Origin of the sequence: Mesorhizobium loti R88b, from assembly GCF_013170845.1 — a bacterium.
Classification (GTDB): domain Bacteria; phylum Pseudomonadota; class Alphaproteobacteria; order Rhizobiales; family Rhizobiaceae; genus Mesorhizobium; species Mesorhizobium loti_B.
Genome location: NZ_CP033367.1, coordinates 623,366 through 648,415 on the forward strand (window position 1 = coordinate 623,366; position 25,050 = coordinate 648,415).

Annotated in this window: 31 protein-coding genes; 23 read left to right on the forward strand and 8 right to left on the reverse strand. The window is 63.1% G+C overall.

All coding sequences use genetic code 11. From position 1 onward, the window contains the following. Positions 1-167: 167 nt before the first annotated feature. Positions 168-1,061 carry a D-alanyl-D-alanine carboxypeptidase family protein gene (locus EB235_RS02900; protein ID WP_027032450.1) on the reverse strand — a complete coding sequence of 298 codons (894 nt, stop codon included), beginning with the start codon at positions 1,059-1,061 and terminating at the stop codon, positions 168-170. 241 nt (positions 1,062-1,302) lie between these two features. Here EB235_RS02900 and EB235_RS02905 point away from each other — a divergent pair, with 241 nt between their 5' ends. The 4 genes from EB235_RS02905 (at position 1,303) to EB235_RS02920 (ending at position 5,594) form a co-directional block, all read left to right on the forward strand. After that, positions 1,303-3,117 carry a chemotaxis protein gene (locus EB235_RS02905; protein WP_027032449.1) on the forward strand — a complete coding sequence of 605 codons (1,815 nt, stop codon included), beginning with the start codon at positions 1,303-1,305 and terminating at the stop codon, positions 3,115-3,117. Positions 3,118-3,388: 271 nt separating this feature from the next. Further along, a complete protein-coding gene (locus EB235_RS02910; RefSeq protein ID WP_027032448.1) occupies positions 3,389-4,483 on the forward strand; it encodes a hypothetical protein in 1,095 nt (364 codons plus the stop codon). A gap of 91 nt (positions 4,484-4,574) precedes the next feature. After that, positions 4,575-5,186, forward strand: a complete 612-nt coding sequence (locus EB235_RS02915) for a nucleoside triphosphate hydrolase (protein WP_027032447.1) — start codon at positions 4,575-4,577, stop codon at positions 5,184-5,186. 93 nt (positions 5,187-5,279) lie between these two features. Next, complete coding sequence (locus tag EB235_RS02920) at positions 5,280-5,594, forward strand: hypothetical protein (protein WP_027032446.1); 315 nt, start codon at positions 5,280-5,282, stop codon at positions 5,592-5,594. Positions 5,595-5,644: 50 nt separating this feature from the next. Here the strand turns inward: EB235_RS02920 and EB235_RS02925 are convergent, their stop codons facing one another. From EB235_RS02925 to EB235_RS02935, 3 genes are all read right to left on the reverse strand, one after another. Then, the gene (locus EB235_RS02925) at positions 5,645-6,349 is read right to left on the reverse strand and encodes a glutathione S-transferase family protein (RefSeq protein ID WP_027032445.1); all 705 of its coding nucleotides are present in this window, start codon (positions 6,347-6,349) and stop codon (positions 5,645-5,647) included. A 171-nt stretch (positions 6,350-6,520) separates the two neighbouring features. Continuing rightward, a complete protein-coding gene (locus EB235_RS02930) occupies positions 6,521-7,729 on the reverse strand; it encodes a beta-ketoacyl-[acyl-carrier-protein] synthase family protein (protein WP_027032444.1) in 1,209 nt (402 codons plus the stop codon). Positions 7,730-7,734: 5 nt separating this feature from the next. Further along, a complete protein-coding gene (locus EB235_RS02935; RefSeq protein WP_027032443.1) occupies positions 7,735-7,989 on the reverse strand; it encodes an acyl carrier protein in 255 nt (84 codons plus the stop codon). A gap of 201 nt (positions 7,990-8,190) precedes the next feature. Between EB235_RS02935 and EB235_RS02940 the strand changes: the two genes are divergently transcribed. From EB235_RS02940 to EB235_RS02960, 5 genes are read left to right on the forward strand one after another with little or no spacing between them, the layout of a single operon-like run. Then, positions 8,191-9,033, forward strand: coding sequence for an urease accessory protein UreD (locus tag EB235_RS02940; RefSeq protein WP_027032442.1), 843 nt, complete (start codon positions 8,191-8,193; stop codon positions 9,031-9,033). Positions 9,034-9,046: 13 nt separating this feature from the next. Beyond that, a complete protein-coding gene (locus tag EB235_RS02945; protein ID WP_023693076.1) occupies positions 9,047-9,349 on the forward strand; it encodes an urease subunit gamma in 303 nt (100 codons plus the stop codon). A 10-nt stretch (positions 9,350-9,359) separates the two neighbouring features. After that, complete coding sequence (locus EB235_RS02950; protein WP_027032441.1) at positions 9,360-9,614, forward strand: DUF1272 domain-containing protein; 255 nt, start codon at positions 9,360-9,362, stop codon at positions 9,612-9,614. A gap of 34 nt (positions 9,615-9,648) precedes the next feature. Next, entirely contained in the window at positions 9,649-10,236 is a 588-nt protein-coding gene (locus EB235_RS02955; RefSeq protein ID WP_027032440.1) for a HupE/UreJ family protein, read from the forward strand. Between the two features lie 6 nt (positions 10,237-10,242). Next, a complete protein-coding gene (locus EB235_RS02960) occupies positions 10,243-10,548 on the forward strand; it encodes an urease subunit beta (RefSeq protein WP_027032439.1) in 306 nt (101 codons plus the stop codon). Between the two features lie 20 nt (positions 10,549-10,568). Here the strand turns inward: EB235_RS02960 and EB235_RS02965 are convergent, their stop codons facing one another. Both EB235_RS02965 and EB235_RS02970 read right to left on the reverse strand, forming a co-directional pair. Beyond that, positions 10,569-11,057, reverse strand: a complete 489-nt coding sequence (locus EB235_RS02965; protein ID WP_027032438.1) for a hypothetical protein — start codon at positions 11,055-11,057, stop codon at positions 10,569-10,571. Positions 11,058-11,168: 111 nt separating this feature from the next. Then, entirely contained in the window at positions 11,169-11,546 is a 378-nt protein-coding gene (locus EB235_RS02970) for a hypothetical protein (protein WP_027032437.1), read from the reverse strand. Between the two features lie 167 nt (positions 11,547-11,713). Between EB235_RS02970 and ureC the strand changes: the two genes are divergently transcribed. From ureC to EB235_RS03015, 9 genes are all read left to right on the forward strand, one after another. After that, complete coding sequence (gene ureC / locus EB235_RS02975) at positions 11,714-13,426, forward strand: urease subunit alpha (protein ID WP_027032436.1); 1,713 nt, start codon at positions 11,714-11,716, stop codon at positions 13,424-13,426. A gap of 182 nt (positions 13,427-13,608) precedes the next feature. After that, positions 13,609-14,097 carry a DUF29 domain-containing protein gene (locus EB235_RS02980; protein WP_027032435.1) on the forward strand — a complete coding sequence of 163 codons (489 nt, stop codon included), beginning with the start codon at positions 13,609-13,611 and terminating at the stop codon, positions 14,095-14,097. Between the two features lie 56 nt (positions 14,098-14,153). Next, positions 14,154-14,747, forward strand: a complete 594-nt coding sequence (locus EB235_RS02985) for a membrane protein (protein ID WP_027032434.1) — start codon at positions 14,154-14,156, stop codon at positions 14,745-14,747. A 44-nt stretch (positions 14,748-14,791) separates the two neighbouring features. After that, positions 14,792-15,397: a glutathione S-transferase family protein gene (locus tag EB235_RS02990; protein ID WP_027032433.1), complete on the forward strand. Its 606-nt coding sequence runs from the start codon at positions 14,792-14,794 to the stop codon at positions 15,395-15,397. Beyond that, positions 15,394-15,975: an urease accessory protein UreE gene (ureE, locus tag EB235_RS02995; protein ID WP_027032432.1), complete on the forward strand. Its 582-nt coding sequence runs from the start codon at positions 15,394-15,396 to the stop codon at positions 15,973-15,975. Before EB235_RS02990 ends, ureE begins: the two co-directional genes overlap by 4 nt. Beyond that, positions 15,968-16,639 (forward strand): urease accessory protein UreF, encoded by a 672-nt coding sequence (locus EB235_RS03000; protein WP_032925783.1) that lies wholly within the window; start codon positions 15,968-15,970, stop codon positions 16,637-16,639. The genes ureE and EB235_RS03000 overlap by 8 nt, the downstream gene beginning before the upstream one ends. Next, the gene (locus tag EB235_RS03005; protein ID WP_027032430.1) at positions 16,636-17,076 is read left to right on the forward strand and encodes a DUF3995 domain-containing protein; all 441 of its coding nucleotides are present in this window, start codon (positions 16,636-16,638) and stop codon (positions 17,074-17,076) included. Before EB235_RS03000 ends, EB235_RS03005 begins: the two co-directional genes overlap by 4 nt. After that, on the forward strand, positions 17,073-17,714 hold the full coding sequence (gene ureG, locus EB235_RS03010) for an urease accessory protein UreG (protein WP_027032429.1): 642 nt from the start codon (positions 17,073-17,075) through the stop codon (positions 17,712-17,714). The genes EB235_RS03005 and ureG overlap by 4 nt, the downstream gene beginning before the upstream one ends. Positions 17,715-17,792: 78 nt before the next feature. Continuing rightward, entirely contained in the window at positions 17,793-18,560 is a 768-nt protein-coding gene (locus EB235_RS03015; RefSeq protein WP_027032428.1) for a class II aldolase and adducin N-terminal domain-containing protein, read from the forward strand. Here the strand turns inward: EB235_RS03015 and EB235_RS03020 are convergent. Beyond that, positions 18,557-19,189 carry an HAD family hydrolase gene (locus EB235_RS03020; RefSeq protein ID WP_027032427.1) on the reverse strand — a complete coding sequence of 211 codons (633 nt, stop codon included), beginning with the start codon at positions 19,187-19,189 and terminating at the stop codon, positions 18,557-18,559. The genes EB235_RS03015 and EB235_RS03020 overlap by 4 nt on opposite strands. 244 nt (positions 19,190-19,433) lie before the next feature. Here EB235_RS03020 and EB235_RS03025 point away from each other — a divergent pair, with 244 nt between their 5' ends. Beyond that, positions 19,434-20,393, forward strand: a complete 960-nt coding sequence (locus tag EB235_RS03025) for a sugar-binding transcriptional regulator (protein ID WP_027032426.1) — start codon at positions 19,434-19,436, stop codon at positions 20,391-20,393. 45 nt (positions 20,394-20,438) lie between these two features. Here EB235_RS03025 and EB235_RS03030 read toward each other — a convergent pair whose 3' ends face one another. Further along, complete coding sequence (locus EB235_RS03030) at positions 20,439-20,624, reverse strand: hypothetical protein (protein WP_027032425.1); 186 nt, start codon at positions 20,622-20,624, stop codon at positions 20,439-20,441. Positions 20,625-20,734: 110 nt separating this feature from the next. Between EB235_RS03030 and gcvA the strand changes: the two genes are divergently transcribed. From gcvA to EB235_RS03050, 4 genes are all read left to right on the forward strand, one after another. After that, on the forward strand, positions 20,735-21,640 hold the full coding sequence (gene gcvA, locus EB235_RS03035; protein ID WP_027032424.1) for a transcriptional regulator GcvA: 906 nt from the start codon (positions 20,735-20,737) through the stop codon (positions 21,638-21,640). Between the two features lie 223 nt (positions 21,641-21,863). Then, positions 21,864-23,174, forward strand: coding sequence for an ABC transporter substrate-binding protein (locus tag EB235_RS03040; protein WP_027032423.1), 1,311 nt, complete (start codon positions 21,864-21,866; stop codon positions 23,172-23,174). A gap of 143 nt (positions 23,175-23,317) precedes the next feature. Then, on the forward strand, positions 23,318-24,190 hold the full coding sequence (locus tag EB235_RS03045; RefSeq protein ID WP_027032422.1) for a carbohydrate ABC transporter permease: 873 nt from the start codon (positions 23,318-23,320) through the stop codon (positions 24,188-24,190). A gap of 11 nt (positions 24,191-24,201) precedes the next feature. After that, positions 24,202-25,026 (forward strand): carbohydrate ABC transporter permease, encoded by an 825-nt coding sequence (locus EB235_RS03050; RefSeq protein WP_027032421.1) that lies wholly within the window; start codon positions 24,202-24,204, stop codon positions 25,024-25,026. Positions 25,027-25,050: the final 24 nt, after the last annotated feature.

Genomic DNA, 25,050 nt, shown 5'->3' on the forward strand with positions numbered 1-25,050 from the left:
CGCCAAGGGGGTGGTGCATAGCCACCGTCGGATTTCGTAGCCTATGGCACGGCTTCCCAACGATTGCGTGACAACAGCATAACAATAGCCGACTGCAGGTTTTTCGCGGCTGCTCGCAGGTTGGGCGAGGCCTGCCCCCGCTTCGAGGGGTGGCTCCGCTCCGCTGCCTACTGCTGCTCAGCGAACATCAGCCTGGTCTTGCTCGCATCCATGGTGGGCGACAGGCTGCGCTGGATCAGCGCTTCGACATGGTCGTTGCGCTGGCGGGCACTGTCGGCGCCCATCACCACCACGATCAGCTGGCGGCCGTCGGCATTGTAGGAGGTGACGATGTTGAAGCCGGAGGCCCTGATGTAGCCGGTCTTGATGCCGTCGACGCCGCGCACGCGGCCGAGCATGTCGTTGTGGCCGCGCACCAGCTTGCCGCGGAACATGAAATCGCTTTCGGAGAAATAATGGAACTGCTGCGGAAAGCGGGTGTGCAGCGCCATGCCGAGCACCGCCATGTCGCGCGCCGTCGTCATCTGGCTGTCGTCGGGCAGGCCGGATGCGTTGCGGAAAGTGGTGCTGGTCATGCCGAGCTGGCGCGCCTTGGAGGTCATCATGGCGGCGAACTGGTCTTCCGAGCCGCCGAGATACTCGCCGACCGCCACCGCAACGTCATTGGCCGATTTGACGACGATGGCGCGGATGGCGGAATCGACGTCGATGCTCTCGCCGCGCCGGAAACGCATCTTAGTCGGCGGCTGCGAGGCGGCGTGTTCGGAAACCGGAATCTGCGTTTCCTTGGTGACGCGGCCCGAATCCATCGCCTCGAACAGGAGATAGAGCGTCATCATCTTGGTCAGCGAAGCCGGATAGCGCTGCGCCGTCGAGTTGACCTCGAACAGCTGCTTGCCGGTCTTGGCGTCGACGACGATGGCGGCATATTTCTGCGGCGGCGCGGGGACGGTCAGCACCTGATCCGGCGGGGTCGTGGTCGAGCAGCCGGCAACCATCAGCAACAGGCCAAGGGCGACGAGAAGTCTCTGGATGAGCGGGAAGGGACGCAGGTTGGACAAGGGCTGGGCTATTCTGGGGCTGGACTGTTCTGGCGATGCTGTTGCTGAGATAAGGCGAAGCTAACGTAACGCGGCGGATGCGTCCATTTGGTTAATGGCTGTTGGCCCCAGGATTGTCGAGGCCTTCGCAGGACCCAAGCCTTGAGCCGCCCCGAAAACGCCCGTTTCTGTGTCTCTCCTTGCCAAGGCCGCGTTTCCTGTGGGAAGGGGCGTGGGTATCTGGCGGCTGGGGGGCTTGCAAATGGCTGACATCGGAGCTGGGGGCGCGGCGCCCTCGCTTATCAGGGCATCGCTCAGCCGCACCGGCAAATGGGCCGGCAGCGTCGCTTTCATCAGCGGTGCCGTTGGCGACGTGCTCAATCCGCTGGCGCCGTTCGCCGCCTGTATCGCGCTGGTCGCGGCGGTGGCAGCGGCCATCATTGCCATCGCCATTGTGCTCAAGCTGGTGCTGGCGGCCAAGGCACTGCCGGCGCTGGTGTTCGCCACCAGTGCGGCGGCGGTCGCCGGCGGCGTCTACGCCGTGCAGCAGGAGACCAATTCGCAGAACGGCGTCATCGCTGGCCTGGTGCCGGCGATCGCGCAGCTGCAGCAGTCGATCGGCATCGTCTCCGAAAAAGTGGCGAAGATCGAGCAGACGGTCACGCAAACGCAAAAGACCGTCGCGGAGGTCAAGAAATCGACCGACACGGTGGCGCAGAAGACCGATCAGATCGCGTCCGCCCAGCAACAGCAGACGGTTCAGGGCGCCGAGACGCAAAAGACCGTCGAGGCGGTCAAGAAGACGACCGAGACGCTCGCCGCCGGCCAGCAACAGCAGCAGGTGCAAGCGGAAAAGCTGCAGGCGACCACCGAGCAGATCGCCGCCTCGATCGACACCATCGCCAAGGGCTTTGCCCAGCTCGCGGCGCAAGGCGGGGCGATCGCCGAGCCGAAGCGCCCGGATGAGTTCTACCACAATGCCCGCGTTTACGAACTGTCCGGCGACATGCTCAACGCGCGCCGCTCCTACCTCGCCTTTGCCGGCTTCGATGTCGACGCCATCGACCCCTATACGCGCTTTGCCACGCTGCTTCGGGTGCAGGACGGCAAGGCCGGCGCGCGCGAGGTGTTTGGCGCCCTGGCAGACAAGGGCAAGGCGCTGTCGATCAAGCTCGTCCATCTCGAGCAGTTCGACGACGCGCAGCGCCTCGACAAGCTCAATGCCTTCATCGCGGCCAATCCCGATTTCGCGCCGGCCTACTACCTCGTGGCGCAGGAGTTCTCGGAAGACCGCCTCGGCAGCCAGACGATGGCCGACAAGCGCAGCGAGGCCCAGGCGCTGACCAAATTCGTATCCTACGAAAAGGATGGCGGCCTGCTCAAATATTTCGTCGACCAGACCCAGCTGGCCGATTGGCTGGACCGCAGCCGCAGCCGGCTGGCGGCGCTTGGCGATGTGCTCGACCCCACCCGCTTCGCGCCTTCGCTGACGCCGATGCGCTCCAACCAGGGCTGGTCGATGACCATTTCGCTGCCCGAGCCGGCGACGGCGATCTCCTGGCGTCTCGGCGACACCGGCCCCTTCACCGACACCGGCCTGATGGCGCTCAACGACCAGCGCACCGGCAAGCCGATGCCCAATCCGAGCTTTGAACTGCCCGACAGCACGGCGGCGACCACGATCGCGATCAAATATCTCGACATCAGGGGCCGCGAGACCGGCCCGTTCGACATCCACTTCGACCCAGATGCCGCGCTGCAGCAAGGTGACAAGCAGATCCTCGACCAGTTCTGGACGTCGTGGATCGCCTTCGACTCCGGCGGCAATCACGGCCTGGTCTATTTCACCCAGATGCTGTCTTACCGCTGCGCCATCAAGGAGGTGCATTACAGCCTGAACGGTGCCGCGCTCGACAAGTCGCTCGATATACCGCCTTGCGACAAGAAGGACCCCTACGCCATCCCCTACGATGCCAAGGGTTATTTCAAGGTCGCCGACAGCGTGAAGTCGATGTCGGTGCAGGTCACCTACACCGACGGCACCAAATCGCCGGTGCGTGAATACAAGCGGCAGTAGGTCTTCTCACCCTCCCCCTTGTGGGGGTCCGAAGGACGGGCGAGACCCGCGGCTCGCCCCGGCACGTCGATCCGCATGGCGGATCGGGGTGGGGGAACGCCGACGCCAGCCCCCACCCCGTCGAACGATCTCCGCTTCGCTTCGACCGCTCGCCGACCCTCCCCACAAGGGGGAGGGTGAAGGAAGTCCTGATGCGAAATGCCCGACATCACGCTTGCGCAAGCCGCGCCAAACAGGTTCTGTTTGCGCCTTCAGAATCGGTGAGAGCGCAATGACCATCAGCACGATCAAGGCCAGGGGTATTTCGGTTTCGCTCGACCTCACGGTTGGCCATATCGCCGACATGACCGTCGAGAGCGGCGGGCGCCAACTGAGGCCCCTGCACCGCGCGCCGTGGGTCGATGCAAACGAGGCGCTGCCCGCAGACCTGCCGCAAGGCACGGTTCGGCTGTCCGGCGATTTCCTCTGCGCGCCGTTTTCGCGCAGCGATGTCGAGGAGGCGCCGCTGCATGGCTGGCCGGCCAACAGCGCCTGGGATGTGGTCGAGAGCGCCGCCACGGATAGCGGCTGGCGCGCGGTGTTCCGGCTGCGCCACAAGGTCATGGGCGCCAGCGTCGACAAGATCTTTACACTGCGCGACGACCATCCATTCCTCTATCAGGAACATGTGTTTTCCGGCGGCTCCGGCGCGATTTCCGTCGCCCATCACCCGATGACGATGATGAAAGGCGGCGGCAGGCTGGCCTTTTCGCCGAAGCGTTTCGCCGCGACGCTGGACGAGCCGCTGGAGCCTGACCCGGCGCGCGGCCGCTTCATGCTGGCCTATCCGGCGCGATCCACTGACCTTACCCATTTCCCCGCCACCGGCGGCGGCACGCTCGACCTGACGCAATACCGCATGGAGGACCGGCGCGAGGATTTCATCACCCTGGTCGAGGCCGACCATGGCGGGCCAGGCTGGACGGCGCTGGCGCGGCAGGCCGAGGACGATCTGGTTCTGGTGCTGAAGAACCCGGCTGAGTTGCCGATCACCATGCTGTGGCTCAGCAATGGCGGGCGCGACTATGCGCCGTGGAGCGGTCGTCATCTGGGCGTGCTCGGCATCGAGGACGGCCGTGCGGCCGTCGGCCATGCCGCCTCGATCGGCGACAATTGGCTGAAACGCGAAGGCGTGGCGACCGCCTTTGCGCTCGGCGAAGGTCGCAGCGTCTCGTTCCGCCATGTCATCGGCGCGCTGTCCGGCGGCACTGCGCCGCGGGAGATCACAACAGCGGACGGCCAGATGCGGCTCTCGGCCGATGGCTCGACATCGCAAGTGCCCTTCGACGACGCGTTCCTGCGCATTGGCCAGCCTGTGGCTGCCTGAGCCGGGATTGCTCGACTGCGGGATTTGAAATTTTCACCGACTGCCGCCAAGATGCGGCATCGTGCCGATCATTCAGGCAAGTGAGGTTCCCATGTCCGAAATCGCCCACCTCGCCGCCAGCATCTTCAAGCGCGCCGGCAAGGCCAAGCGCTTCATCGTCGCCATCGCCGGGCCACCGGGCGCCGGCAAGTCGACGCTGTCGGCGGGCCTGCATGACCTTTTGCCGGAAGGGGCGGTGGAAGTCGTGCCGATGGACGGCTTCCACTATGACGACATCGTGCTCAACGCGCGCGGCCTGCGCGCGCGGAAGGGCGCTCCGGAAACTTTTGACTTTGCCGGCTTCGAAACCCTGCTCAAGCGCATCCGGGCCGGCGAACCCGACATCGCGATCCCCGTATTCGACCGCAGCATGGAACTGTCGCGCGCCGCCGCGGCGATCGTCGGCACCGAGACCAAGTTCATCCTGGTCGAAGGCAATTATCTACTGCTCGATGAGGAGCCGTGGTCGCGGCTGGCGCCGCTGTTCGATTTCTCGATATTCGTCGACGTGCCGCGCAATGAACTCGAACGCCGACTGCTGGAGCGCTGGCACGGCCATGGCCGTTCCGACGAGGATGCGCGCGCCTGGATCGCCTCCAACGACATGCCCAACATCGAGCGCGTGCTGGGCCGGCGCCGGGCCGCCGACCTGGTCATTGGTTAACACGCTTAATTTTCGGTATTTTCGGACGGGAACTTTAAGAGTTTCACGCCGTTATGACAGAGAATCTATTTGTCCGGCGTAAGGGATTTTCCGATGGCAACCAAGGCAAAAAAACCCGCGAAGACGGCGCCTGCGAAGGCAACGCAGGCGAAGGCTGGTGCGGGTCCAGCGATTGCGGAACGCTCGAAGGACGCCAAGGGCGCCTTTGGCAAGGCCGCCCCTAGAAAAGTCGCTCCGGCCGCGAAGGTTGCCAGCCCGCGTAAGTCGGTGCCGGCGAAACCCGGTGCCGTCCGGACGGCGGCGAATATTGCCGCCGGCGCGGTGGTCGCAACCGCGCGCGGCGCCGTTTCGCTTGCTGCTTCCGTGATCGGCAGGGGCGGTTCGAAGGCCAAGGCCAAGGCGAAGTAGCAAGGCCTGCATCGCCTGCCCGGCCGAGGCGATTGTCCTATAGCTCAGTTTCAGCCCCTTGACGGAATGGTCAGGCCCTTCTGTACCGCCGGCCGCGCCAGGCCGCGCTCCAACCAAGCGCCGACATTGGCAAAGTCTTTGAAGCCGACGATCTCGCCTGCTTCATAGAAGCCGATCAGGTTGCGCACCCAGCCGAGCAGCGAAATGTCGGCGATGGTGTAGTCGTTGCCCATGATCCATTTGCGGCCCTTCAGCCTGCTGTCGAGCACACCGAGCAGCCGCCGCGATTCGTCGCGGTAACGTTCCAGCGGGCGCTTGTCGGCGATCTCGCGGCCGGCGAATTTATGGAAGAAGCCGAGCTGGCCGAACATCGGCCCGACCGCGGCCATCTGGAAGAACACCCACTGGATGGTCTCGTAGCGCCGCACCGCATCCGCCGGCAGAAGCAGGCCGGTCTTTTCAGCGAGATAGAGCAGGATGGCGCCGGATTCGAACAGGCCGATCGGCTTGCCGTCCGGACCGTCAGGATCGATAATCGCCGGGATCTTGCCATTGGGGTTGAGCGACAGGAATTCCGGTGTCCAGCTTTCATCCTTGCCGATGTTGACGTAATGCGGCTCGTAGGGCAGGCCAATCTCTTCCAGAGCGATCGAGACCTTCACCCCGTTCGGCGTCGGCGCCGAATAGAGCTGGATCTGGCCCGGATGCTTGGCCGGCCAGCGGGTTGCGATCGGGAAGGCGGACAGATCGGCCATGGAAAACTCCTGAATGGGATTGGCGCCGAAAAGCGCCGGGTTGGCGGGTCTGCCAAGGATTAGGGCCGCGGCCCGGCGTGATCAATATGGCGGCGAAGGTTTCGCCGTGCACGGACGGTCAACGGAACCGGAGTGGCGGTGGTGGCCGCCCGGCCGTGGTGACCACGGGTATTAGACCGCCTTGAAGGCCAGCACCGCGTTGGTGCCACCGAAGGCGAAACCGTTGCTGATTGCGGCGCGCACCTTGCGCTCACGCGCGACGTTGGGCGTCACGTCGAGATCGCAATCGGGATCGGGCTCGCGATAGTTCGCGGTCGGTGGCACGATGCCTTCGCGGATCGCATTGACGCAAGCGATCATCTCCAGCGCGCCTGATGCGCCAAGGCAGTGGGCATGCATCGATTTGGTCGACGACACCGACAGTCTATAGGCGTGATCGCCGAAGACGCGCTTGATCGCCGCCGTCTCGATCTGGTCGTTGGCCCTGGTGCCGGTGCCATGCGCATTGAGGTAGTCGACATCCTCGGGATTGAGGCCAGCGTCAGCCAGGCAGGCGCGCATGGCTGCCGTCGGTCCCTCAATCGTGGGTGCGACAATGTCGGATGCGTCGGCGGATAGGCCGGCGCCCGCGACTTCGGCGAGAATGGTGGCGCCGCGTGCCATGGCGTGCTCATAAGTTTCCAGCACCGCCATGCCGGCGCCTTCACCAAGCGACAGGCCCTGGCGGTCGGCTGAAAACGGCCGGCAGGTGTCCGGCGCCAGCACCCGCAACGCCTCCCAGCCCTTCAGGATACCCCAGACAAGCGGCGCATCGGTGCCGCCGGCGACCATGACGTCGGCGCGGCCGAGCCTGATCTGGTCGACGGCCGAAGCAATGGCATGGTTGGATGAGGAGCAAGCGGAGGTTACGCCGAAAACCGGACCGCGCAGGCCGAGATTCATGCTGACCTGACCCGAGGCCGCACTGGGCATCACCTTCGGAACGGTAAAGATGCCGGCGCGGTTCTTGCCTTCGATCAGAATGGCGCGATAGCTCTCCTCGATCGCTTCCCAGCCGCAGACGCCGACGCCAACGACGGCGCCCATCCGATAGGTGGTGGTTTCATCCGGAACCAGGCCGGATTGCTGCAGGGCTTCTCGCGCTGCGATGACCGCCAGAAGGCTGAAGCGGTCCATCGACACCGTCTGCTTGTGGCCGATGCCATGGTCGGGCAGCGTCTTGATCTCAGCTCCGACCTTGACCTTCAGATCATGCAGTTGCGGACTGCTGATCTGGCCAATGGCCGAGCGACCGGCACGCATCTCGTTCCAGATCGCGGGCGCGTTGGTGCCGAGCCCGCAAATGCCACCCATGCCGGTAATGACGACGCGCTTCAGCATTCAGTTCAGGCTTTTTTCGCGATCAGCGCGCGAACGGCCTCGACCATGTCGCCAACATTCTTCAGATTGCTCCAGGCATCGACCGTGTTCATCTCGATCTCGATGCCGTACTGCTCCTCGAGATCGAAGATGATCTCCGTCAGTTCCAGCGAATGGATGCCCAGCGACGTCAATTCGGTGCTCGCGGTGATTTCCTCACCGCCCGGCTCGGCGTGAGCCTTGATCTTCTCGATTATATCCGTTGCCAGTTGGTCAGCCATTCCGTCTCGTCCCCACTTTTCGTTTCTCGACGCCAACTGAACAGCGCCTTCTTGTCCTCGATATCAGGCCGCGACCGTCGCCTTACACCCCCGCCAAGCATCGCATGACCGCACCAAGGTGGCTCCCTCTATAGAAACGGAAACGCCATCAAGCAACAAGCTATATATCGACAAAACCGCCGCAGTGCTTAACCTGACGGCGTGGATACGATCGAATATACCAAGTTTTCGGGCCAGCCGGCCCAGCGCGCCGCGGGTCTGGCACAGCTGGGCTGCGCCAGCGCCGACGGTCGCACGCGGTTGCAGCGCCTCTATCAGGATGGCTCCGCCAAGATAAGGCTTCCGGCCGTTTCGGCCGATCCGCTGGAGGCGGTTCTGATCAACACCGCCGGCGGACTGACCGGCGGCGACCGCCTCGCATGGGAGGTGGATGTCGGCGCGAATGCCTCGGCTGCTATAACGACCCAGGCCTGCGAGAAGGTCTATCGCGCTGCATCCGACCATGCCGAAGTGCGGATAGAGCTGACTGTCGGCGAAAACGGCCGTATCGCTTGGCTGCCGCAGGAAACCATCGTCTTCGACCGGGCCGCCTTTGCCCGTACATTGGATGTCGATCTTGCCGAAGGCGCCGAGGCGCTGGTGCTGGAGGCGACCGTCTTCGGCCGCCTGGCCATGGGCGAACGCGCCGCGCAAGGCAGTTTCCGTGACCGCTGGCGTGTTCGCCAGGGTGATTTCCTGATCCATGCCGAGGATTTCCGAATCGGGCCTGATATCGCCGCGACCCTCGCCCGCCCAGCGATATCAGGCGGCGCAATCGCGGTGGCGACGCTGCTACTGGTGTCGCCGCGAGCCGAGGCCTTGCTCGATCCGGTCCGGGAGATCATCGGTGACCAGGGCGGCGCCAGCGCCTGGAGCGTAAGGGCATCTGGCAAGCTTCTTGCGAGGCTGTACGCCGGGGACAGCTACCAACTGCGCCGGCGGCTGGTTCCGCTTGTCGGGTTGCTCAATGGAAGGGCGGGGCTGCCCAAATTATGGTCACTGTGATTCGGGAACCCGCATGAACCTGACGCCAAGGGAAAAAGACAAGCTACTGATTGCCATGGCGGCGATCGTGGCTCGCAAGCGGCTGGAGCGCGGCGTCAAACTGAACCATCCGGAAGCAATCGCGCTGATCACTGATTTTGTCGTCGAAGGCGCCCGCGATGGCCGTCCGGTCGCCGAACTGATGGAGGCCGGCGCCCACGTCGTCACCCGCGCGCAGGTGATGGAAGGCATCGCCGAGATGATCCATGACGTGCAGGTGGAGGCGACTTTTCCCGACGGTACCAAGCTGGTGACCGTGCACGAACCCATCAGGTGAGGAGAGGAAAATGCTTGAACTGCGTCCGAACTGCGAGTGCTGCGACAAGAACCTGCCGCCGGCGGCGACGGACGCATTGATCTGCACCTTCGAGTGCACCTTCTGCGCCGATTGTGTGGAACACGTACTCAAGGGCGTCTGCCCCAATTGCGGCGGCAATTTTTCGGCCCGGCCGATCCGCCCGGCGGCGAAGCTGGAAAAATATCCGGCTTCGACCAGGCGCGTCCTCAAGGCCGAAGGCTGCGGCCCTCGCAAGGCGGCATGAATACCCTGACATTGGAAACGGAAGGCAAATGGAAATGATCCCTGCCAAACGACTGTCACTCTCGGCGATCCTGTTTCTGGCCGCGGCAATGCCCGCCTACGCCCATGTCGGCATCGGCACGACGTCGTCCTTCACGGCCGGCTTCATGCACCCGCTCTCCGGCCTTGATCACATGACGGTGATGATCGCGGTCGGGCTGTGGGCGGCACTCAAGGGCGGCAGAGCGATCTGGGCGTGGCCGGCTGCCTTTGTCGGCGTCATGCTGGGCGGCGCGGCCCTTGGCATGGCCTATGTGCCGGTGCCCTTCGTCGAGCCGGGCATACTGGCCTCCGTCGTGGCGCTCGGCCTGCTGGTGGCGCTGGCGGTCGATCTGCCCGTCTCAGCCGGTGTTGCCATTATCGGCCTGTTCGCGCTGTTTCACGGGCACGCCCATGGCACCGAAGTGCCGGAAAATGCCGGCGGGCTCGAGTATATGGCGGGCTTTGCCGTCGCCACGGCGCTGCTCCATGCCGTCGGCATCGCCGCCGGGCTTGGTCTTGGCCTGAGGTTGCGTGGTCTGGCCCGCGTCGCGGGTGCTGCCTGCGCGGCGATCGGTGTCGGCCTCGCTTTCGGCGTTGTGTGAGGTCCAATGATCCCCGGCGAAATCATCCCCGTCCAAGGCGACATCGAGCTCAACAAGGGTCTGGCGACCGTCACCCTGAAAGTTGCCAACAGTGGCGATCGGCCAGTTCAGGTCGGCAGCCACTACCATTTCTACGAGACCAATGAGGGGCTGAAATTCGACCGCGAACAGGCCCGCGGCATGCGCCTCGACATCGCCGCCGGCACCGCCATGCGCTTCGAACCGGGCCAGGAGCGCGACGTCACGCTGGTGCCGCTCGGGGGAAAACGCGAGGTTTACGGGTTCCAGCAGAAGATCATGGGCAAGCTGTGACGTGTAGCGGCGCGCTTAAGTCATCTGGAGGGCTTGGCAGCCGCATAGATGACAATCTTTCCCGGATCGTCGAACTCGACGGCGAGGACGTCCTGCGCCAGCACGCGCCGCGAATCGATGGCATTGAACAGCAAAGCGTTCGCCTCGATCTCCTTGCGCAGTTCGGCGACGTCGTCCTTATGCTGCCGGACCTTGTTCTCGATGGCCGGCGGCGGGCCGCCTTCGCTGCGCGCGGCGTCGGTCAGGAACACGATGTCGACCTTGTCGAGCTTGGACGTCTTGCGCACCGTGCTGATGTTTTCACGCGTGCGGTCGATCGCCGAACTGACTTTTCCGATTTCAGCGGTGGTCCTGGCTACTTCCTGATTGACCTGCGATCCAACGATCCGGTTGACGGTTTCAGGGTTTTCCAGGCCCTGCGCGTTGGCAAAGGGCAGAGTTGCGGCCAAAAACCCGGTTACCACGAGCACGGGCAGCCATTGGGGGGTGGGCAACGCTGGAACGGCCATGATTCGCTTTCGGGATTTGTTTCCGTCAGGCAGCAAAACGTCTCCCGCCTTGCCAAGGTTCCCCGTCCAATGCGGTCGGCAGGCCGGATACCGGCCCGCCAAGCCGCGTCGTCAACTCGCCTTCTTGGTGATCAGGGTCAACGCGCCATTGGGCTGCATGCTGGCCGCGATCACCTGCGCCGAGGTCACTCCCTTGGCGTCCATCGCGGACTTCACCTCGGGCGTGGCGTCGATCGAGCTCCGCAGCTTCTGCAAACCGGCGTCGCCGCGCTGGGCGACAATCTGATTGACCTCGGTCTGCGTGGCTGGCGGCAGTTCCTTGATGTCGACGATGTTGACGCTCTGGATCGCCGGTGCCTGAGCCTTGGGAGCGGCGGGGGCAGGCGCGGTTGGGGCTGGAGCAGGCTCCGGCGTGGGTTGCTGCTGGGCACTGGCGGCACCGGCCAGCATCAGGCTGGCGGCGGCTACAAGAACTATCGATTTGCGCATGGATTTTCCTTCCATCGATTTGGCAAACGGGTGTTTTGGGGTGACCTCCCAACCTCAACCGCCAAATGGGATCAGAAGGTGTCGGCCAGCGGGTCATTGAATGACCATTGGATGGCAACAATGTGCGGGCAGGTTTCAGACAAATCGCATTTCGGGAGCAATCGCTGATGGCCAGAATAACCCGCGCCGCCTACGCCCAGATGTATGGCCCGACGGTCGGCGACAAGGTACGGCTTGCCGACACCGAGCTGTTCATCGAGGTCGAAAGGGATCTCACCATTTACGGTGAAGAAGTAAAATTCGGCGGCGGCAAGGTCATCCGCGACGGCATGGGCCAGAGCCAGGTGTCCAGGGCCCAGGGCGCGGTCGACACCGTCATCACCAACGCGCTGGTGGTCGATGCGTCCGCAGGCATCTTCAAGGCCGACATCGGGCTCAGGGATGGACGCATCGCGGCTATAGGCAAGGCCGGCAATCCCGATACGCAGGACGGCGTCACGATCATCATCGGCCCCGGCACCGAGATCATCGCCGGCGAGGGCAAGATCCTGACTGCAGGCGGCTTCGATGCGCATATCCACTTCATCTGCCCGCAGCAGATCGAGGAAGCACTGATGAGCGGCATCACCACCATGCTGGGCGGCGGCACCGGCCCGGCGCATGGCACGCTGGCGACGACCTGCACGCCGGGGCCATGGCACATGGCGCGCATGATCCAGTCCTTCGATGCTTTCCCGATGAATATCGGCCTGTCGGGCAAGGGCAATGCCTCGCTGCCGGCGGCACTGGAAGAAATGGTATTGGGCGGCGCCTGTTCGCTCAAGCTGCACGAGGATTGGGGCACGACACCAGCGGCCATCGACTGCTGCCTGTCGGTCGCGGACGAGTACGACGTCCAGGTGATGATCCACACCGATACGCTCAACGAATCCGGCTTTGTCGAAAACACCGTCGCGGCGATCAAGGGCCGCACCATCCACGCCTTCCACACCGAGGGCGCCGGCGGCGGCCATGCGCCTGACATCATCAAGGTCTGCGGCCTGCCCAACGTCATCCCGTCCTCGACCAACCCGACGCGGCCCTACACAGTCAACACGCTGGCCGAGCATTTGGACATGCTGATGGTCTGCCATCATCTGTCGCCGTCCATCCCCGAGGACATCGCCTTTGCCGAGAGCCGCATCCGCAAGGAGACGATCGCTGCCGAGGATATCCTGCACGACATCGGCGCCTTCTCGATCATCTCGTCCGACAGCCAGGCGATGGGCCGCGTCGGCGAGGTGGCGATCCGCACCTGGCAGACTGCCGACAAGATGAAGCGCCAGCGCGGTTCGCTGCCGCAGGAAACCGGCAACAATGACAATTTCCGCGTCCGCCGCTACATCGCCAAATACACGATCAATCCGGCCATCGCGCATGGACTGTCGAAAGATATCGGCTCGATCGCGGTCGGCAAACGCGCCGATCTCGTTTTGTGGAACCCGGCCTTCTTTGGCGTCAAGCCGGACATGGTGCTGATCGGCGGCATGATTGCCGCCGCACCCATGGGCGACCCCAACGCCTCGATCCCGACGCCGCAGCCGATGCACTACCGGCCCATGTTCGGCGCCTATGGCAAGGCGCGGACCAACTCGTCGGTGACTTTCGTTTCGAAGGCAGCGCTCGAGTCGGGCCTGCATGGTCGGCTTGGCGTCGACAAGCAGTTCGTCGCCGTCGAAAACACCCGCGGCGGCATCGGCAAACATTCGATGGTGCTCAACGACGCGACGCCTCATGTCGAGGTCGATCCCGAAACCTACGAGGTGCGCGCCGACGGTGAGTTGCTGACCTGCGAGCCAGCGACGGTGCTGCCGATGGCGCAGCGGTATTTTCTGTTTTGAGGCCGGCCCCAAAGTCATGGTTCATGAATTCGGGCAAATGCCTCTGAGAAGTGCGCGCATTTCGTCAAGTGCCGACGCGAAGCCGTCCTCGAAACCGACGGTACTTCGTGGATCCGCCTGATCGCCGGCATGCTTTAGCTTCCAACTTGGAAATCCGGGGCCTTTGGAGCAATATACGCTTCATGAACAAGATCTTTCGAAAACAGCAATTGACGCCCTATGAGGCCGATTATGCTCAGTGGTGCGCGGAGCAAGGCGCGCTGTTGCGCGAAGGTCGTCTATCCGACCTCGACCGCGAGAATCTTGCCGAGGAGATCGAGAGCTTGGGGCGGAGCGACAAAAGGGAAATTGCAAGCAGGCTTGGTACCCTGGTCCTTCACTTGCTCAAATGGGAGTTTCAGCCGGAGCAGCGCAAAACTGGATGGCTGCTGACAATCCGTGAGCAGCGGCATCGGATAGAAAATCTGCTCGATGAAAGTCCGAGCCTGAAAGCATATCCGGCGCAGATGCTCGGACGAGAGTTCAAGATAGCAAGATTAAAGGCGCTGGACGAAACCGGCATGACAGATCGCGATTTCCCTGTTGATTGCCCGTATGCGATCAGGGACATTCTGGACCATGACTATTTTCCAGGTGCGCCGTGGTCTTCGGACAAACTTATTCGCGGGTAACCGAGAATTGGTCCGTCGCAGATATTTCATCACGTCGTGAGCATTGGTATCCGCCCATGGCCACCGAACTAGCCTCTCCCCACGATATTTTCCCGCATATCCGCATCGTCATGGGCATGGTGATCGGGCTTGGCGTCGCCCGCCTGCTGTCTGGGGTGGCGCGCATCGTCCAGCATCCCGGCCAATACAGGCTTTATCCCGTGCACCTCGCCTGGGTCGCCTCCATGCTGTTGCTGCTGGTGCATTTCTGGTGGTGGGAGTTCGGTCTCTACACCATAGAGGTCTGGACTTTCGGCAAATACCTGTTCTTGATCTTCTACGCCATCACGCTGTTCCTGCTGTGCGCGCTGCTGTTTCCGGATTCAATGCTGGACTACACCAGCTACGAGGATTTCTTCTATTCTCGCCGGGGCTGGTTCTTCGGCCTGCTGGCGGCGACCTATCTCCTCGATGTCGTTGACACGCTGCTGAAAGGCCCGGAGCATTTCGCCCGCTACGGCAATGAGTATCTGTTCCGCACACCGGTCTTCGTGGCACTGTGCATTGCCGCCATACTGGTGCGCGACCGCCGCTTTCACATTGCCTTTGTCGTCGGCACGCTGATCTATCAGGTATCGTTCATCCTGCGGCTCTTCGACACCATCGTATGACGATAGCGGATGGTCTAGGGTCCGGTGAAAGGCAGGTTTCAACGATGTATAAGGCCATCGGATCGCGCGGATCCCGGGTCAGCCGCGTTCTCTGGATGCTCGAGGAACTCGGGCAGCCCTATGAATTCGTCGAGGTCAAGCTGCGCTCGCCGGAAGCCTATGCGCTCAACCCGTCGGGCAAGGTGCCGATCCTCATCGACGGCGAGCTGACGGTGACGGATTCCGCGGCGATCTGCGTCTATCTGGCCGACAAGCATGCCGACAAAGGCATGGGCGCCAATCCGGGTGTCGCCGGCCGTGCCGAGATGGATTCCTGGATGCATTTTGCCCAAAGCGAGTTCGAGGCGCCGCTGTGGAACAAACTGCGCCACCGCTTCCTGCTGCCGAAAGAAGTTCGCGTCGATGTCGGCCCCGCGGCGACCTATGACTTCGTCTCGGAGCTTAAGGCGCTGGATCGCCGGCTTGGTGACAGACCGTTTGCGCTCGGCGACCGGTTTTCCGCCGTTGATGTGCTGTTGGGCGACATGGGCGGCTGGGCCCGCGCCGGAAAATTCCCGATCGAGTCCGAGCGCGTCAACGCCTATTTCGACCGCGTTCTGGCGCGGCCTGCCCGTGCGCGGGCGCAAGCCAACGGAGGCTCGATGAAATGAAGCTCAATCTCAACACCGACTTCACCAAATTCCCGCGCGCCGTTTCCGTGCTGCCTGCCGGTGCGGCTGGAACCACGGCGCCATCAGGCCGTGCGGTTCTCGCCCATGACGAACGCCATCTGCGTCGCCGCGCCATCGAATTGTCAGACGGCAGCAAAGTGCTGGTCGACCTGCCCGAACCCGTTGCCTTGAACGATGGCGACCGTCTGGTGCTGGAGGATGGCCGTCATGTCGAGATCGCTGCTGCACCAGAAGAGGTCTACGACATCCGCGCCCGCGACGGCGTACATCTGTCCGAGCTTGCCTGGCATATCGGCAACCGTCACCTGGCGGCGGGTATCGAGACGGATCGCATCGTCATCCTGCGCGACCATGTCATCAAGGCGATGCTGGAGGGACTTGGCGCCACGGTGCGCGAGGTTTCCGAACCGTTCAAGCCGGTGCGCGGCGCCTATTCCAGCGGGCATGATCACGGCCATGCCCACAGCCACGCGGAGGCGCATTCGCACACGCATGGCGAATCGCATTCCCACGCGCACAGCCATTCCCACGCCGGTCATCACCACGACCATGACTGAGCAGCCTTCGACCATAGCGCTCTTGCGGCTGATGGCGTGGCTGTCGCCGGCCTTTCCGGTCGGCGGCTTTGCCTACAGCCATGGTCTGGAGCGCGCGGTGCATGACGGGCTGGTAACCGATGCCGGGAGTCTGGCCAGCTGGTTGGAAACGCTTGTGGAGATGGGCTCGGGCTGGAACGATGCCGTGCTGTTCGCCGAGAGCTGGCGCCGCGCCCGCGACGGCGGCGATCTCGACGAAATCGCCGCACTGGCCGAGGCACTCGCCGGCTCGCGCGAGCGCCACACCGAGACCATGCTGCAAGGTGCAGCCTTCCTCAGGGCTGCCGCAGCTTGGCCCAACCCGGTGCTGGAGCGCTTGCCGGCCGAATGCGCTTACTGCATCGCTGTCGGCGCCATCGCCGGCGGCAATGGCATCGCCCTGCCGGACGCGCTCTCCGCCTTCCTGCAAGCCTTCTTCTCCAATCTCGTCCAGGCGGCGATCAGGCTCGGTGTCGTCGGTCAGAAAGAGGCCACCACACTGTTGGCCGGATTCGAGCCGTTGGCGCTCTCGACCGCAACCCGCGCGTCCCGGTCGGCACTGGATGATCTCGGTGGCTGCGCCTTCATCTCTGACGTCATGGCGATGAAGCACGAAACCCAGTATTCGCGGCTGTTCCGTTCATGATCGCCCTCGCTTTCGCCCTCTCCCTGGTCCTGCTGCTGATCACCGCCCTGCATGTCTATTGGGGCATTGGCGGCATCTGGCCGGGTACGGATGGCGCCTCCTGCGCCCGCGCCGTTGTCGGTTTTCGTGGGGTCGATGAAATGCCGACGCCTTTCGCCAGTTTCGCCGTTGCCGCCTGTCTTGGCCTGGCGACGCTGTGGCCGCTGGCGCTCATCGGTTTTTTTGCCTCGCCCTTCCCCAAAGAGGGCCTTGCCGCCACCTCGCTGCTCATCGGGCTGGTGTTCCTCGGCCGCGGCATTGCCGGCTTCACGCCATGGTGGCGGCGGCTGGCGCCCGAGCAGCCTTTCGCTCGGCTCGATGTCAGATATTATTCGCCGCTATGCCTGTTGATCGGGCTCGGCTTCGCTACCCTTGCCATCATGGAGTTCCCGACATGACCCAAGCTAATGGCCCTCTTCGCATCGGCATTGGTGGCCCTGTCGGCTCCGGCAAGACGACGCTCACCGAGAAGCTGTGCAAGGCGTTGCGCGATGAGTTCTCGATCGCGGTCGTCACCAACGACATCTACACCAAGGAAGACGCCATGATGCTGGCCCGGCTGCAGGCGCTGCCGGAGGATCGCATCATGGGTGTCGAGACCGGCGGCTGCCCACACACCGCCATTCGCGAAGACGCCTCGATCAATCTCCAGGCGATCGCCGAGATGAACAAGAAGTTCCCCGATCTCGACATCATCTTCATCGAATCCGGTGGCGACAACCTCGCCGCCACCTTTTCGCCGGACCTTGCTGACCTGACGCTTTACGTGATCTCGGTCTGCCAGGGCGAAGAGATCCCGCGCAAGGGCGGGCCGGCGATCACCCGGTCCGATTTCCTGGTCATCAACAAGAGCGATCTGGCGCCCTATGTGAACGTCAACCTGGACGTGATGGAGAGCGACGCCGGCCGCATGCGCGGCAAGCGGCCGTTCGGCTTCACCGATCTGTCGCGCGGCAAGGGGCTGCAGGAGGTCATCGACTTCATCGTCGAGCATGGCGGGCTGAGGGCCGTCGCTGCCGCCAGCACTGCCGCCTGACGGACAGCCTGCACCAATCGAAACCGGTTGCGAGCAGACGTTGGTCGCGCCATTCTTGCCAAAACTGGAGATTTCGAGATGAGCATTGCCCGCCTGCAGAAAGAGCCGCTGACCAACCTGCCCTTCTATGAGGAGCGCGTCGATCTTGCCTGTGCCTTCCGCTGGACGGCGCGGCTCAACATGCACGAGGCGGTGGCCAACCATTTCTCGCTGGCCGTCAATGACGACGGCACTCAGTTCCTGATGAACCCCAACCAGGTGCATTTCTCGCGCATCAAGGCGAGCGACCTGTTGCTGATCGACGCCAACGATCCCGACACGCTCTCCGGCCCCAACGCGCCGGACCCGACGGCGTGGGGCCTGCACGGCGCCATCCATCGCAACGTGCCGCACGCGCGCTGCGTCATGCATGTGCATTCGATCCATGCCACCGTGCTGGCCTCGCTTGCGGATTCGACTCTGCCACCGATCGACCAGAATTCGGCGATGTTCTTCAACCGCCATGTCGTCGACGCCCATTATGGCGGGCTGGCCTTCGAGGAGGAGGGCGAGCGCTGCTCGCAGCTCCTCACCGATCCCAAGGTCAAGGTGATGGTGATGGGCAATCATGGCGTGCTGGTGATCGGCGACACAGTCGCCGATGCCTTCAACCGCATGTTCTATTTCGAGCGCGCCGCCGAGACCTACATCAAGGCGCTGTGGACCGGCCGGCCGCTGCGCACGCTGTCCGACGCGATCGCCGAGAAGACGGCGACAGAGACGGACGATTATCCCGGTCAGGCCGATCGCCATCTCAGCGAGTTGAAGGCGATCCTCGACGAGCAGGAACCGGTCTACCGGAATTAAAGCCCGACTTCCCGGCGCAGTTCCTCGGCGCTGTTGATGACAATGGCGCCGGGCGGTCCTTCCATCGGCTTTTCCGGCCAGAAAATCGTCTTCATGCCCGCCGCCAGCCCCGCCAGGGCGCCCGGCCAGCTGTCGTCGACCGCCATCGCGTGCACGGGATCGACATCGGCCAGATAGGCGGCGCGCAGGAACGGTTCGGCGTGCGGCTTGCCTTCGCGCACGTCATTGCGACTGATCGTCTTCATACCGGGATAGGTCAGGCCGACCATGCGCAGATTGGCGTCGACGATCATGCGGTCTGAATTGGAGACCACCGCTTGCTGCACGCCCTTTGCGCGCAGTTCGTTGAAGACCTCGATGGCGCCGGGGCGTGGCTTCAAGCCTTCGACCAGCGGCAGATAGTGCTCGTATTTGCGCATGATCCAGTCGTCGAACGGCAGGTCCAGGCCGAATTCGTCGCGCATCATCTCGTAGACCGGCCAGGCGGCAACGCCGAGTACGCGCTCGTGCAGGTCGGCGGGCGGCTTGAGACCGACATTGCGCATCGCCGCTATCAAAGCGGCTTCGTGCAGCGGCTCGCTGTCGACCAGCGTGCCGTCCATGTCCCAGAAAACCGCCTTCGGTGTCATGCAGCGCTCCTTTTTGCGATCCCTTAAAGGGTTTGCGTCAGGAGATAAACCGTCGAGACCGCAGAACGTGGCTGCAACCGCAACCGAAATTGCCCCGCTTTCTCCGGCCAGACTTTGTCGGCGGAACCACCTCAGCTGCGCGGGTGCAAGCATTTGCCCTTGAGATTGACAATTGCGCAGCAAGGCATTCCCTGCGAAAGTAAGACCTGACCGCCTGATAGCCGGCGGTTTCGGGAGGCAGGACGTGAGTACCCGGCAGGATGGCGGCTCAAACAGGCTGGACGACGCTGCGCGCGCCGGCTGGCTCTATTATGTTGCCGGCAACACACAGGACCAGATCGCCGCCACGCTCGGCATCTCCCGGCAGACGGCGCAGCGGCTGGTGTCGCTGGCGGTGTCGGAAGGCTTGATCAAGGTTCGCGTCGATCATCCGATCGCCAACTGCCTGGACCTTGCGGCACGATTGAAATCGCGCTTCGCGCTCGACCTTGTCGAAGTGGTGCCGAGCGACCCGACGTCGTCGTCGACGACCATCGGCATCGCCGAGGCGGCGGCCGCCGAGATCGAGCGGCGGTTGCGGTCACCGACGCCGATCGTCATGGGCATCGGCACCGGGCGCACGCTGAAGGCCGCGATCGAACAACTGCCGCCGATGGAATGCCCGCAGCATAAGGTGGTGTCCTTGACCGGCAACATCTCGCCGGACGGCTCGGCCGCTTTCTACAACGTCATCTTCACCATGGCCGACAGGGTCAAGGCGCGATCCTTCCCGATGCCGCTGCCGGTCATCGCCTCCTCGCCGGAGGAACGCGAGATGCTGCTCAACCAGCCGATGATCCAGCCGACGCTGGCGCTCGCCGCGGAGGCCGACGTCACCTTCATCGGCATTGGCGATCTCGGTCCCAAGGCGCCGCTCTACGAGGATGGCTTCATTTCCGAAAGCGAGTTGAAGGCCCTGCAGAAGGCCGGCGGCGTCGCCGAGATCGTCGGCTGGGTGTTCGACAGGGACGGCCGCATGATCGAGGGCATCACCAACGACCGGGTGTCGTCGGCATCGCTGCCGTCGCGTGAAAAGTCGCTGGTCATCGCGCTGGCCATGGGCGAACGCAAACTGCCGGGCATTTTGGCGGCTGCCAACCGGCGGCTGATCAACGGCCTCATTACCGATGAACGGACCGCCGCGGCCCTGCTGACGGGCCTGTAACCGGCCGCCGTCAGTTGGGGATTGATTGCGATAAACCGGGCCACGCTATTTGTGTGGCCCGAAAGGGTCGTTGCCATCGAGAAAACCGATGTCGCGTTGAAGATGCGGCGACAGGTCCCTGATGTCGAGATGCGCGCGTCTTTTGGCTGCGAACCAGCCGAATCCGTCCGCCAGCCACGAAATCCAGCGATGATCCGGGGTGGGAGTGCATTTTTGCTGAGCCATGGTCATGATCGTCAACCTCCGCTATCCTGAACCCGAGTGACGGGTTGACGCTGAATGTCGGTGTCGGCGGCTGCCTTTGCCAATCGAACGTCGATCATGGCCCATAAGGAGGCCTTATGCCTGATCTCAGCTCGCGACAGGTTTCCCAGCTCCCGCCGCTGCAGGCGATCAGGGTCTTCGACGCGGTGGCGCGGCATCTTTCCTTCACCAAGGCCGCCGTGGAACTCGGCATGACACAGGCTGCGGTCAGCTATCAGATCAAGGTGCTGGAAGAGCGTGTCGGTTCACCGCTGTTCCTGCGCCGGCCGCGGCAGATCCAGTTGACCGAAGCCGGACAGCGCCTCGCGCCCGCCGTCAGCGAGGCTTTTGCCATTCTTGGCCAAGCCTACGCCGCAGCGCGCGCTGGGGCTGACGGATTGCTTTGCGTCACCACCGTGCTGACCTTCGCCTCGAACTGGCTGGCGCACCGCCTGGGCTCGTTCCAGATCGCGCATCCCGCACTTGCCGTGCGGCTGGAGACATCGAGCCGGCTGACGGATTTCTCGCGTGAGGATACCGATATCGCCATCCGCTCGGGCGGTGGCAAATGGCCGGGCCTGGAGGCGCACAAGCTGCTCGATGCCGATTTCACGCCGATGCTGAGTCCCACGCTCGCGGCGAGCATTGGCGGCGTCAACGAACCGGCCGATCTGTTGCGCCTGCCGATCCTCGATCCGGGCGACATCTGGTGGACGGAATGGTTTTCGGCCGCCGGCGTGCACTCGCACGATCTTGCCAGACGGCCCGGCAGCAGCATGGGCGCGCAGGCCTACGAGGCCAATGCCGCGATTGCCGGTCATGGCGTGGCAATCCTGACCAGGGCTCTGTTCAAGGCCGAACTCGCCGACGGTCGCCTGATCCAGCCTTTCGACCTGGTCGGCGATGATGGCCATGCCTATTGGCTGGTCTATCCCCAGGCGCGCCGCAACGTGCCGAAGATCCGCGCCTTCCGCGACTGGCTGCTGGCCGAGATCGCCTGCTGACAGGCAGCCCCCTCGCGGCGCCAGTTTCGCAAGTCTCCGCCGACGTCGGTGAAATCCGGCGACGGCGAAGCTCGTCTTCGCAAAATCTCCACAAGCGCCATTGCCCGTCAGCATCGCCGAGTGCTGCGCTGCAGCATCGAATCCGGCTTGACATAATTCACACCAAGTGAGTAATTGCTCATAGCCAAGGCAAATGCTCATCTTGGTTCATGGGAGGAATTTGATGAAACTGCGCACGCTCACCCTGGGCTTGTTGTCGGCCAGCGCTCTCGCTTTTGCCGCACATGCCGAATCCATCACCATCGCCACCGTCAACAATGGCGACATGGTCCGCATGCAGAAGCTGACCGAAGACTTCACCAAGGCGAACCCCGACATCCAGCTCAACTGGGTGACACTTGAAGAAAACGTGCTGCGCGAGCGCGTCACCACCGATATCGCCACCAAGGGTGGCCAGTACGACGTGATGACCATCGGCACCTACGAGGTTCCGATCTGGGCCAAGCAGAGCTGGCTGTTGCCGCTCGACAAGCTCGGCGCCGACTATGACGCCAAGGACATCATTCCAGCCATTGCCGGCGGCCTTTCAGTCGACGGCAAGCTCTATGCCGCGCCCTTCTACGGCGAAAGCTCCTTCGTCATGTACCGCAAGGATCTGATGGACAAGGCCGGGTTGAAGATGCCCGACGCGCCGACCTGGGACTTCATCCGCCAGGCCGCCGACAAGATGACCGACCGCGCCAATGGCGTGAACGGCGTGTGCCTGCGCGGCAAGGCCGGCTGGGGCGAGAACATGGCCTTCCTGACCGCCATGTCGAACTCCTTCGGCGCCCGCTGGTTCGATGAGAACTGGAAGCCGCAGTTCGATCAGCCGGAATGGAAGAAGACGCTGCAGTTCTATGTCGACATGATGAAGGCCGACGGTCCGGAAGGTGCTTCCTCGAACGGCTTCAACGAAAACCTGGCGCTGTTCCAGCAAGGCAAATGCGGCATGTGGATCGACGCCACCGTCGCTGCCTCCTTCGTTTCGGATCCGAAGAACTCGACTGTCGCCGACAAGGTCGGCTATGCGCTGGCGCCGGACAATGGGCTCGGCAAGCGCGGCAACTGGCTCTGGGCATGGTCGCTGGCCATTCCGGCCGGCACGCAGAAGGCTGACGCCGCCGAGAAGTTCGTTTCATGGGCGACCAGCAAGCACTATGCTGAACTGGTTGCTTCGAAGGAAGGCTGGGCCAACGTTCCTCCGGGCACGCGCTCCTCGCTCTATGCCAATGCCGAGTACCAGAAGGCGGCTCCGTTCGCCAAGATGACGCTGGACTCCATAAACGCAGCCGACCCGACGCATCCGACCGTCAAGCCGGTGCCCTATGTCGGCGTGCAGTTCGTCGCCATCCCTGAGTTCCAGGGCCTCGGCACCACCGTCGGCCAGCTCTTCTCGGCGGCTCTTGCCGGCCAGTCGAGTGTCGACGACGCCTTGAAGCAGGCCCAGGACGCTGCCACCGCGGCCATGACCGAAGGCGGTTATATCAAGTAAGGCTCCTCCCGGTGCCGAACGTCGGTCGCCTATCATGACCGGCAAAGGGCCGCCCGAAACCCAGTTCGGGCGGCCACTTTTCAAAATCGGGAAAATTCTGGCACAATTCTGAAAACCTGGCTGACCTTGGGAGGGTGACCATCATGGCTACTCAACAGACCCGTTCGCTTGCCCGTTTCATGATGGCGCCATCCGTGGTGCTGCTGCTGGTCTGGATGGTTGTTCCGCTCGCACTGACCCTGTGGTTCTCCTTCCAGCAGTACAATCCGCTCAATCCGATCCGCGACGGCTTTGTTGGCTTCTCCAACTACGCGCTGTTCTATTCCAACCCGGCCTTCCTGCAGTCGATCCTCAACACGCTCACGCTGGTGGTCAGCGTGCTGTTGATCACGGTGATCGGCGGTATCCTGCTGGCGTTGTTGATCGACCAGCCGATGTGGGGACAGGGGATCGTTCGCATCCTCGTCATCTCGCCGTTCTTCGTCATGCCGCCGGTGGCCGCACTGGTGTGGAAGAACATGATCATGCACCCGCAATATGGGGTCTTCGCCGATATAGCGCGCTTCTTCGGGGCCCAGCCGATCGACTGGTTCGGGCAGCATCCGATGATGGCCATTATCATCATCGTCGCCTGGCAATGGTTGCCCTTCGCGACGCTGATCCTGCTGACCGCGCTGCAGTCGCTCGACGGAGAACAGAAGGAAGCCGCCGAAATGGACGGCGCCGGCTTCGTGAGCCGCTTCATCTATCTGACGCTGCCGCACATGTCGCGCGCCATCACCGTCGTCATCCTGATCCAGACGATCTTCCTGCTCTCCGTCTATGCCGAGATCCTCGTCACCACCAATGGCGGCCCCGGCTACGCTTCCACCAACCTGCCCTTCCTTGTCTACCAGAAGGCCTTGCTGGAGTTCAAAATCGGCCAGGCATCCGCCGGCGGCATCATCGCTGTCATTCTCGCCAACATCGTTGCCTTCTTCGCCATGCGCGCCGTCGGCAAGAACCTGGACAAGTAAGGGAGGATACGATGGCACGCTCTGTCACCACCCAGCACAAGACAATCGCGACAATTGCGGCGTGGATCGTCGCCCTGCTGATCTTCTTTCCGATCCTCTATACGATCATCACCTCGTTCAAGTCGGAGCAGGAGGCGATCCAGGGCTTCAGCCTGATCCCGTCGGGAACATTCGAAAGCTATACCGAGGTTCAGGCGCAAAGCGGCTACTTCAAGTTCTTCCTGAACTCGGTGATCCTGTCGGTCGGTTCGACCATCCTCGCCTTGCTCGTCGCCATTCCGGCAGCATGGTCGATGGCCTTCTCGCCGACCAAGCGGACCAAGGACATTTTGATGTGGATGCTGTCCACCAAGATGATGCCCGCCGTCGCCGTGCTGTTCCCGATCTACCTGATCTTCCGCAACCTCGGACTGCTGGACAGCCGCATCGGCCTGATGGTCATGCTGATGCTGATCAACCTGCCGATCGTGGTGTGGATGCTCTACACCTACTTCCGCGAAATCCCAGGCGAGATCCTGGAAGCGGCGCGCATGGACGGGGCTTCATTGTGGAATGAGATCATCTATGTGCTCACACCCATGGCGGTGCCGGGCATCGCCTCGACTATGTTGCTCAACATTATCCTGGCCTGGAACGAAGCGTTCTGGACGATCCGGCTGACCACGACGGAAGCAGCGCCGCTCACCGCCTTCATCAGTTCTTTCTCAAGCCCGCAAGGCCTGTTCTGGGCCAAGCTTTCGGCGGCCTCGACGCTAGCGATCGCGCCGATCCTGATCATGGGCTGGTTCAGCCAGAAGCAGCTGGTGCGCGGCCTGACATTTGGTGCCGTCAAGTAACGTGACGCGTAAGAACGTCGGACA

Coding starts and splice junctions, on each gene's coding strand:
- EB235_RS03005 (WP_027032430.1), top strand. CDS start 16,636: ATGATCGCCCTCGCTTTCGCCCTCTCCCTGGTCCTGCTGCTGATCACC.
- EB235_RS02985 (WP_027032434.1), top strand. CDS start 14,154: ATGGCCACCGAACTAGCCTCTCCCCACGATATTTTCCCGCATATCCGC.
- ureE (WP_027032432.1), top strand. CDS start 15,394: ATGAAGCTCAATCTCAACACCGACTTCACCAAATTCCCGCGCGCCGTT.
- EB235_RS02935 (WP_027032443.1), bottom strand. CDS start 7,989: ATGGCTGACCAACTGGCAACGGATATAATCGAGAAGATCAAGGCTCAC.
- EB235_RS02955 (WP_027032440.1), top strand. CDS start 9,649: ATGATCCCTGCCAAACGACTGTCACTCTCGGCGATCCTGTTTCTGGCC.
- ureG (WP_027032429.1), top strand. CDS start 17,073: ATGACCCAAGCTAATGGCCCTCTTCGCATCGGCATTGGTGGCCCTGTC.
- gcvA (WP_027032424.1), top strand. CDS start 20,735: ATGCCTGATCTCAGCTCGCGACAGGTTTCCCAGCTCCCGCCGCTGCAG.
- EB235_RS02960 (WP_027032439.1), top strand. CDS start 10,243: ATGATCCCCGGCGAAATCATCCCCGTCCAAGGCGACATCGAGCTCAAC.
- EB235_RS02950 (WP_027032441.1), top strand. CDS start 9,360: ATGCTTGAACTGCGTCCGAACTGCGAGTGCTGCGACAAGAACCTGCCG.
- EB235_RS02925 (WP_027032445.1), bottom strand. CDS start 6,349: ATGGCCGATCTGTCCGCCTTCCCGATCGCAACCCGCTGGCCGGCCAAG.
- EB235_RS02990 (WP_027032433.1), top strand. CDS start 14,792: ATGTATAAGGCCATCGGATCGCGCGGATCCCGGGTCAGCCGCGTTCTC.
- EB235_RS02910 (WP_027032448.1), top strand. CDS start 3,389: ATGACCATCAGCACGATCAAGGCCAGGGGTATTTCGGTTTCGCTCGAC.
- EB235_RS02920 (WP_027032446.1), top strand. CDS start 5,280: ATGGCAACCAAGGCAAAAAAACCCGCGAAGACGGCGCCTGCGAAGGCA.
- EB235_RS03020 (WP_027032427.1), bottom strand. CDS start 19,189: ATGACACCGAAGGCGGTTTTCTGGGACATGGACGGCACGCTGGTCGAC.
- EB235_RS03000 (WP_032925783.1), top strand. CDS start 15,968: ATGACTGAGCAGCCTTCGACCATAGCGCTCTTGCGGCTGATGGCGTGG.
- EB235_RS02980 (WP_027032435.1), top strand. CDS start 13,609: ATGAACAAGATCTTTCGAAAACAGCAATTGACGCCCTATGAGGCCGAT.
- EB235_RS03045 (WP_027032422.1), top strand. CDS start 23,318: ATGGCTACTCAACAGACCCGTTCGCTTGCCCGTTTCATGATGGCGCCA.
- EB235_RS02915 (WP_027032447.1), top strand. CDS start 4,575: ATGTCCGAAATCGCCCACCTCGCCGCCAGCATCTTCAAGCGCGCCGGC.
- EB235_RS02970 (WP_027032437.1), bottom strand. CDS start 11,546: ATGCGCAAATCGATAGTTCTTGTAGCCGCCGCCAGCCTGATGCTGGCC.
- EB235_RS03030 (WP_027032425.1), bottom strand. CDS start 20,624: ATGACCATGGCTCAGCAAAAATGCACTCCCACCCCGGATCATCGCTGG.
- EB235_RS03040 (WP_027032423.1), top strand. CDS start 21,864: ATGAAACTGCGCACGCTCACCCTGGGCTTGTTGTCGGCCAGCGCTCTC.
- EB235_RS02965 (WP_027032438.1), bottom strand. CDS start 11,057: ATGGCCGTTCCAGCGTTGCCCACCCCCCAATGGCTGCCCGTGCTCGTG.
- EB235_RS02930 (WP_027032444.1), bottom strand. CDS start 7,729: ATGCTGAAGCGCGTCGTCATTACCGGCATGGGTGGCATTTGCGGGCTC.
- ureC (WP_027032436.1), top strand. CDS start 11,714: ATGGCCAGAATAACCCGCGCCGCCTACGCCCAGATGTATGGCCCGACG.
- EB235_RS03050 (WP_027032421.1), top strand. CDS start 24,202: ATGGCACGCTCTGTCACCACCCAGCACAAGACAATCGCGACAATTGCG.
- EB235_RS03015 (WP_027032428.1), top strand. CDS start 17,793: ATGAGCATTGCCCGCCTGCAGAAAGAGCCGCTGACCAACCTGCCCTTC.
- EB235_RS02945 (WP_023693076.1), top strand. CDS start 9,047: ATGAACCTGACGCCAAGGGAAAAAGACAAGCTACTGATTGCCATGGCG.
- EB235_RS02905 (WP_027032449.1), top strand. CDS start 1,303: ATGGCTGACATCGGAGCTGGGGGCGCGGCGCCCTCGCTTATCAGGGCA.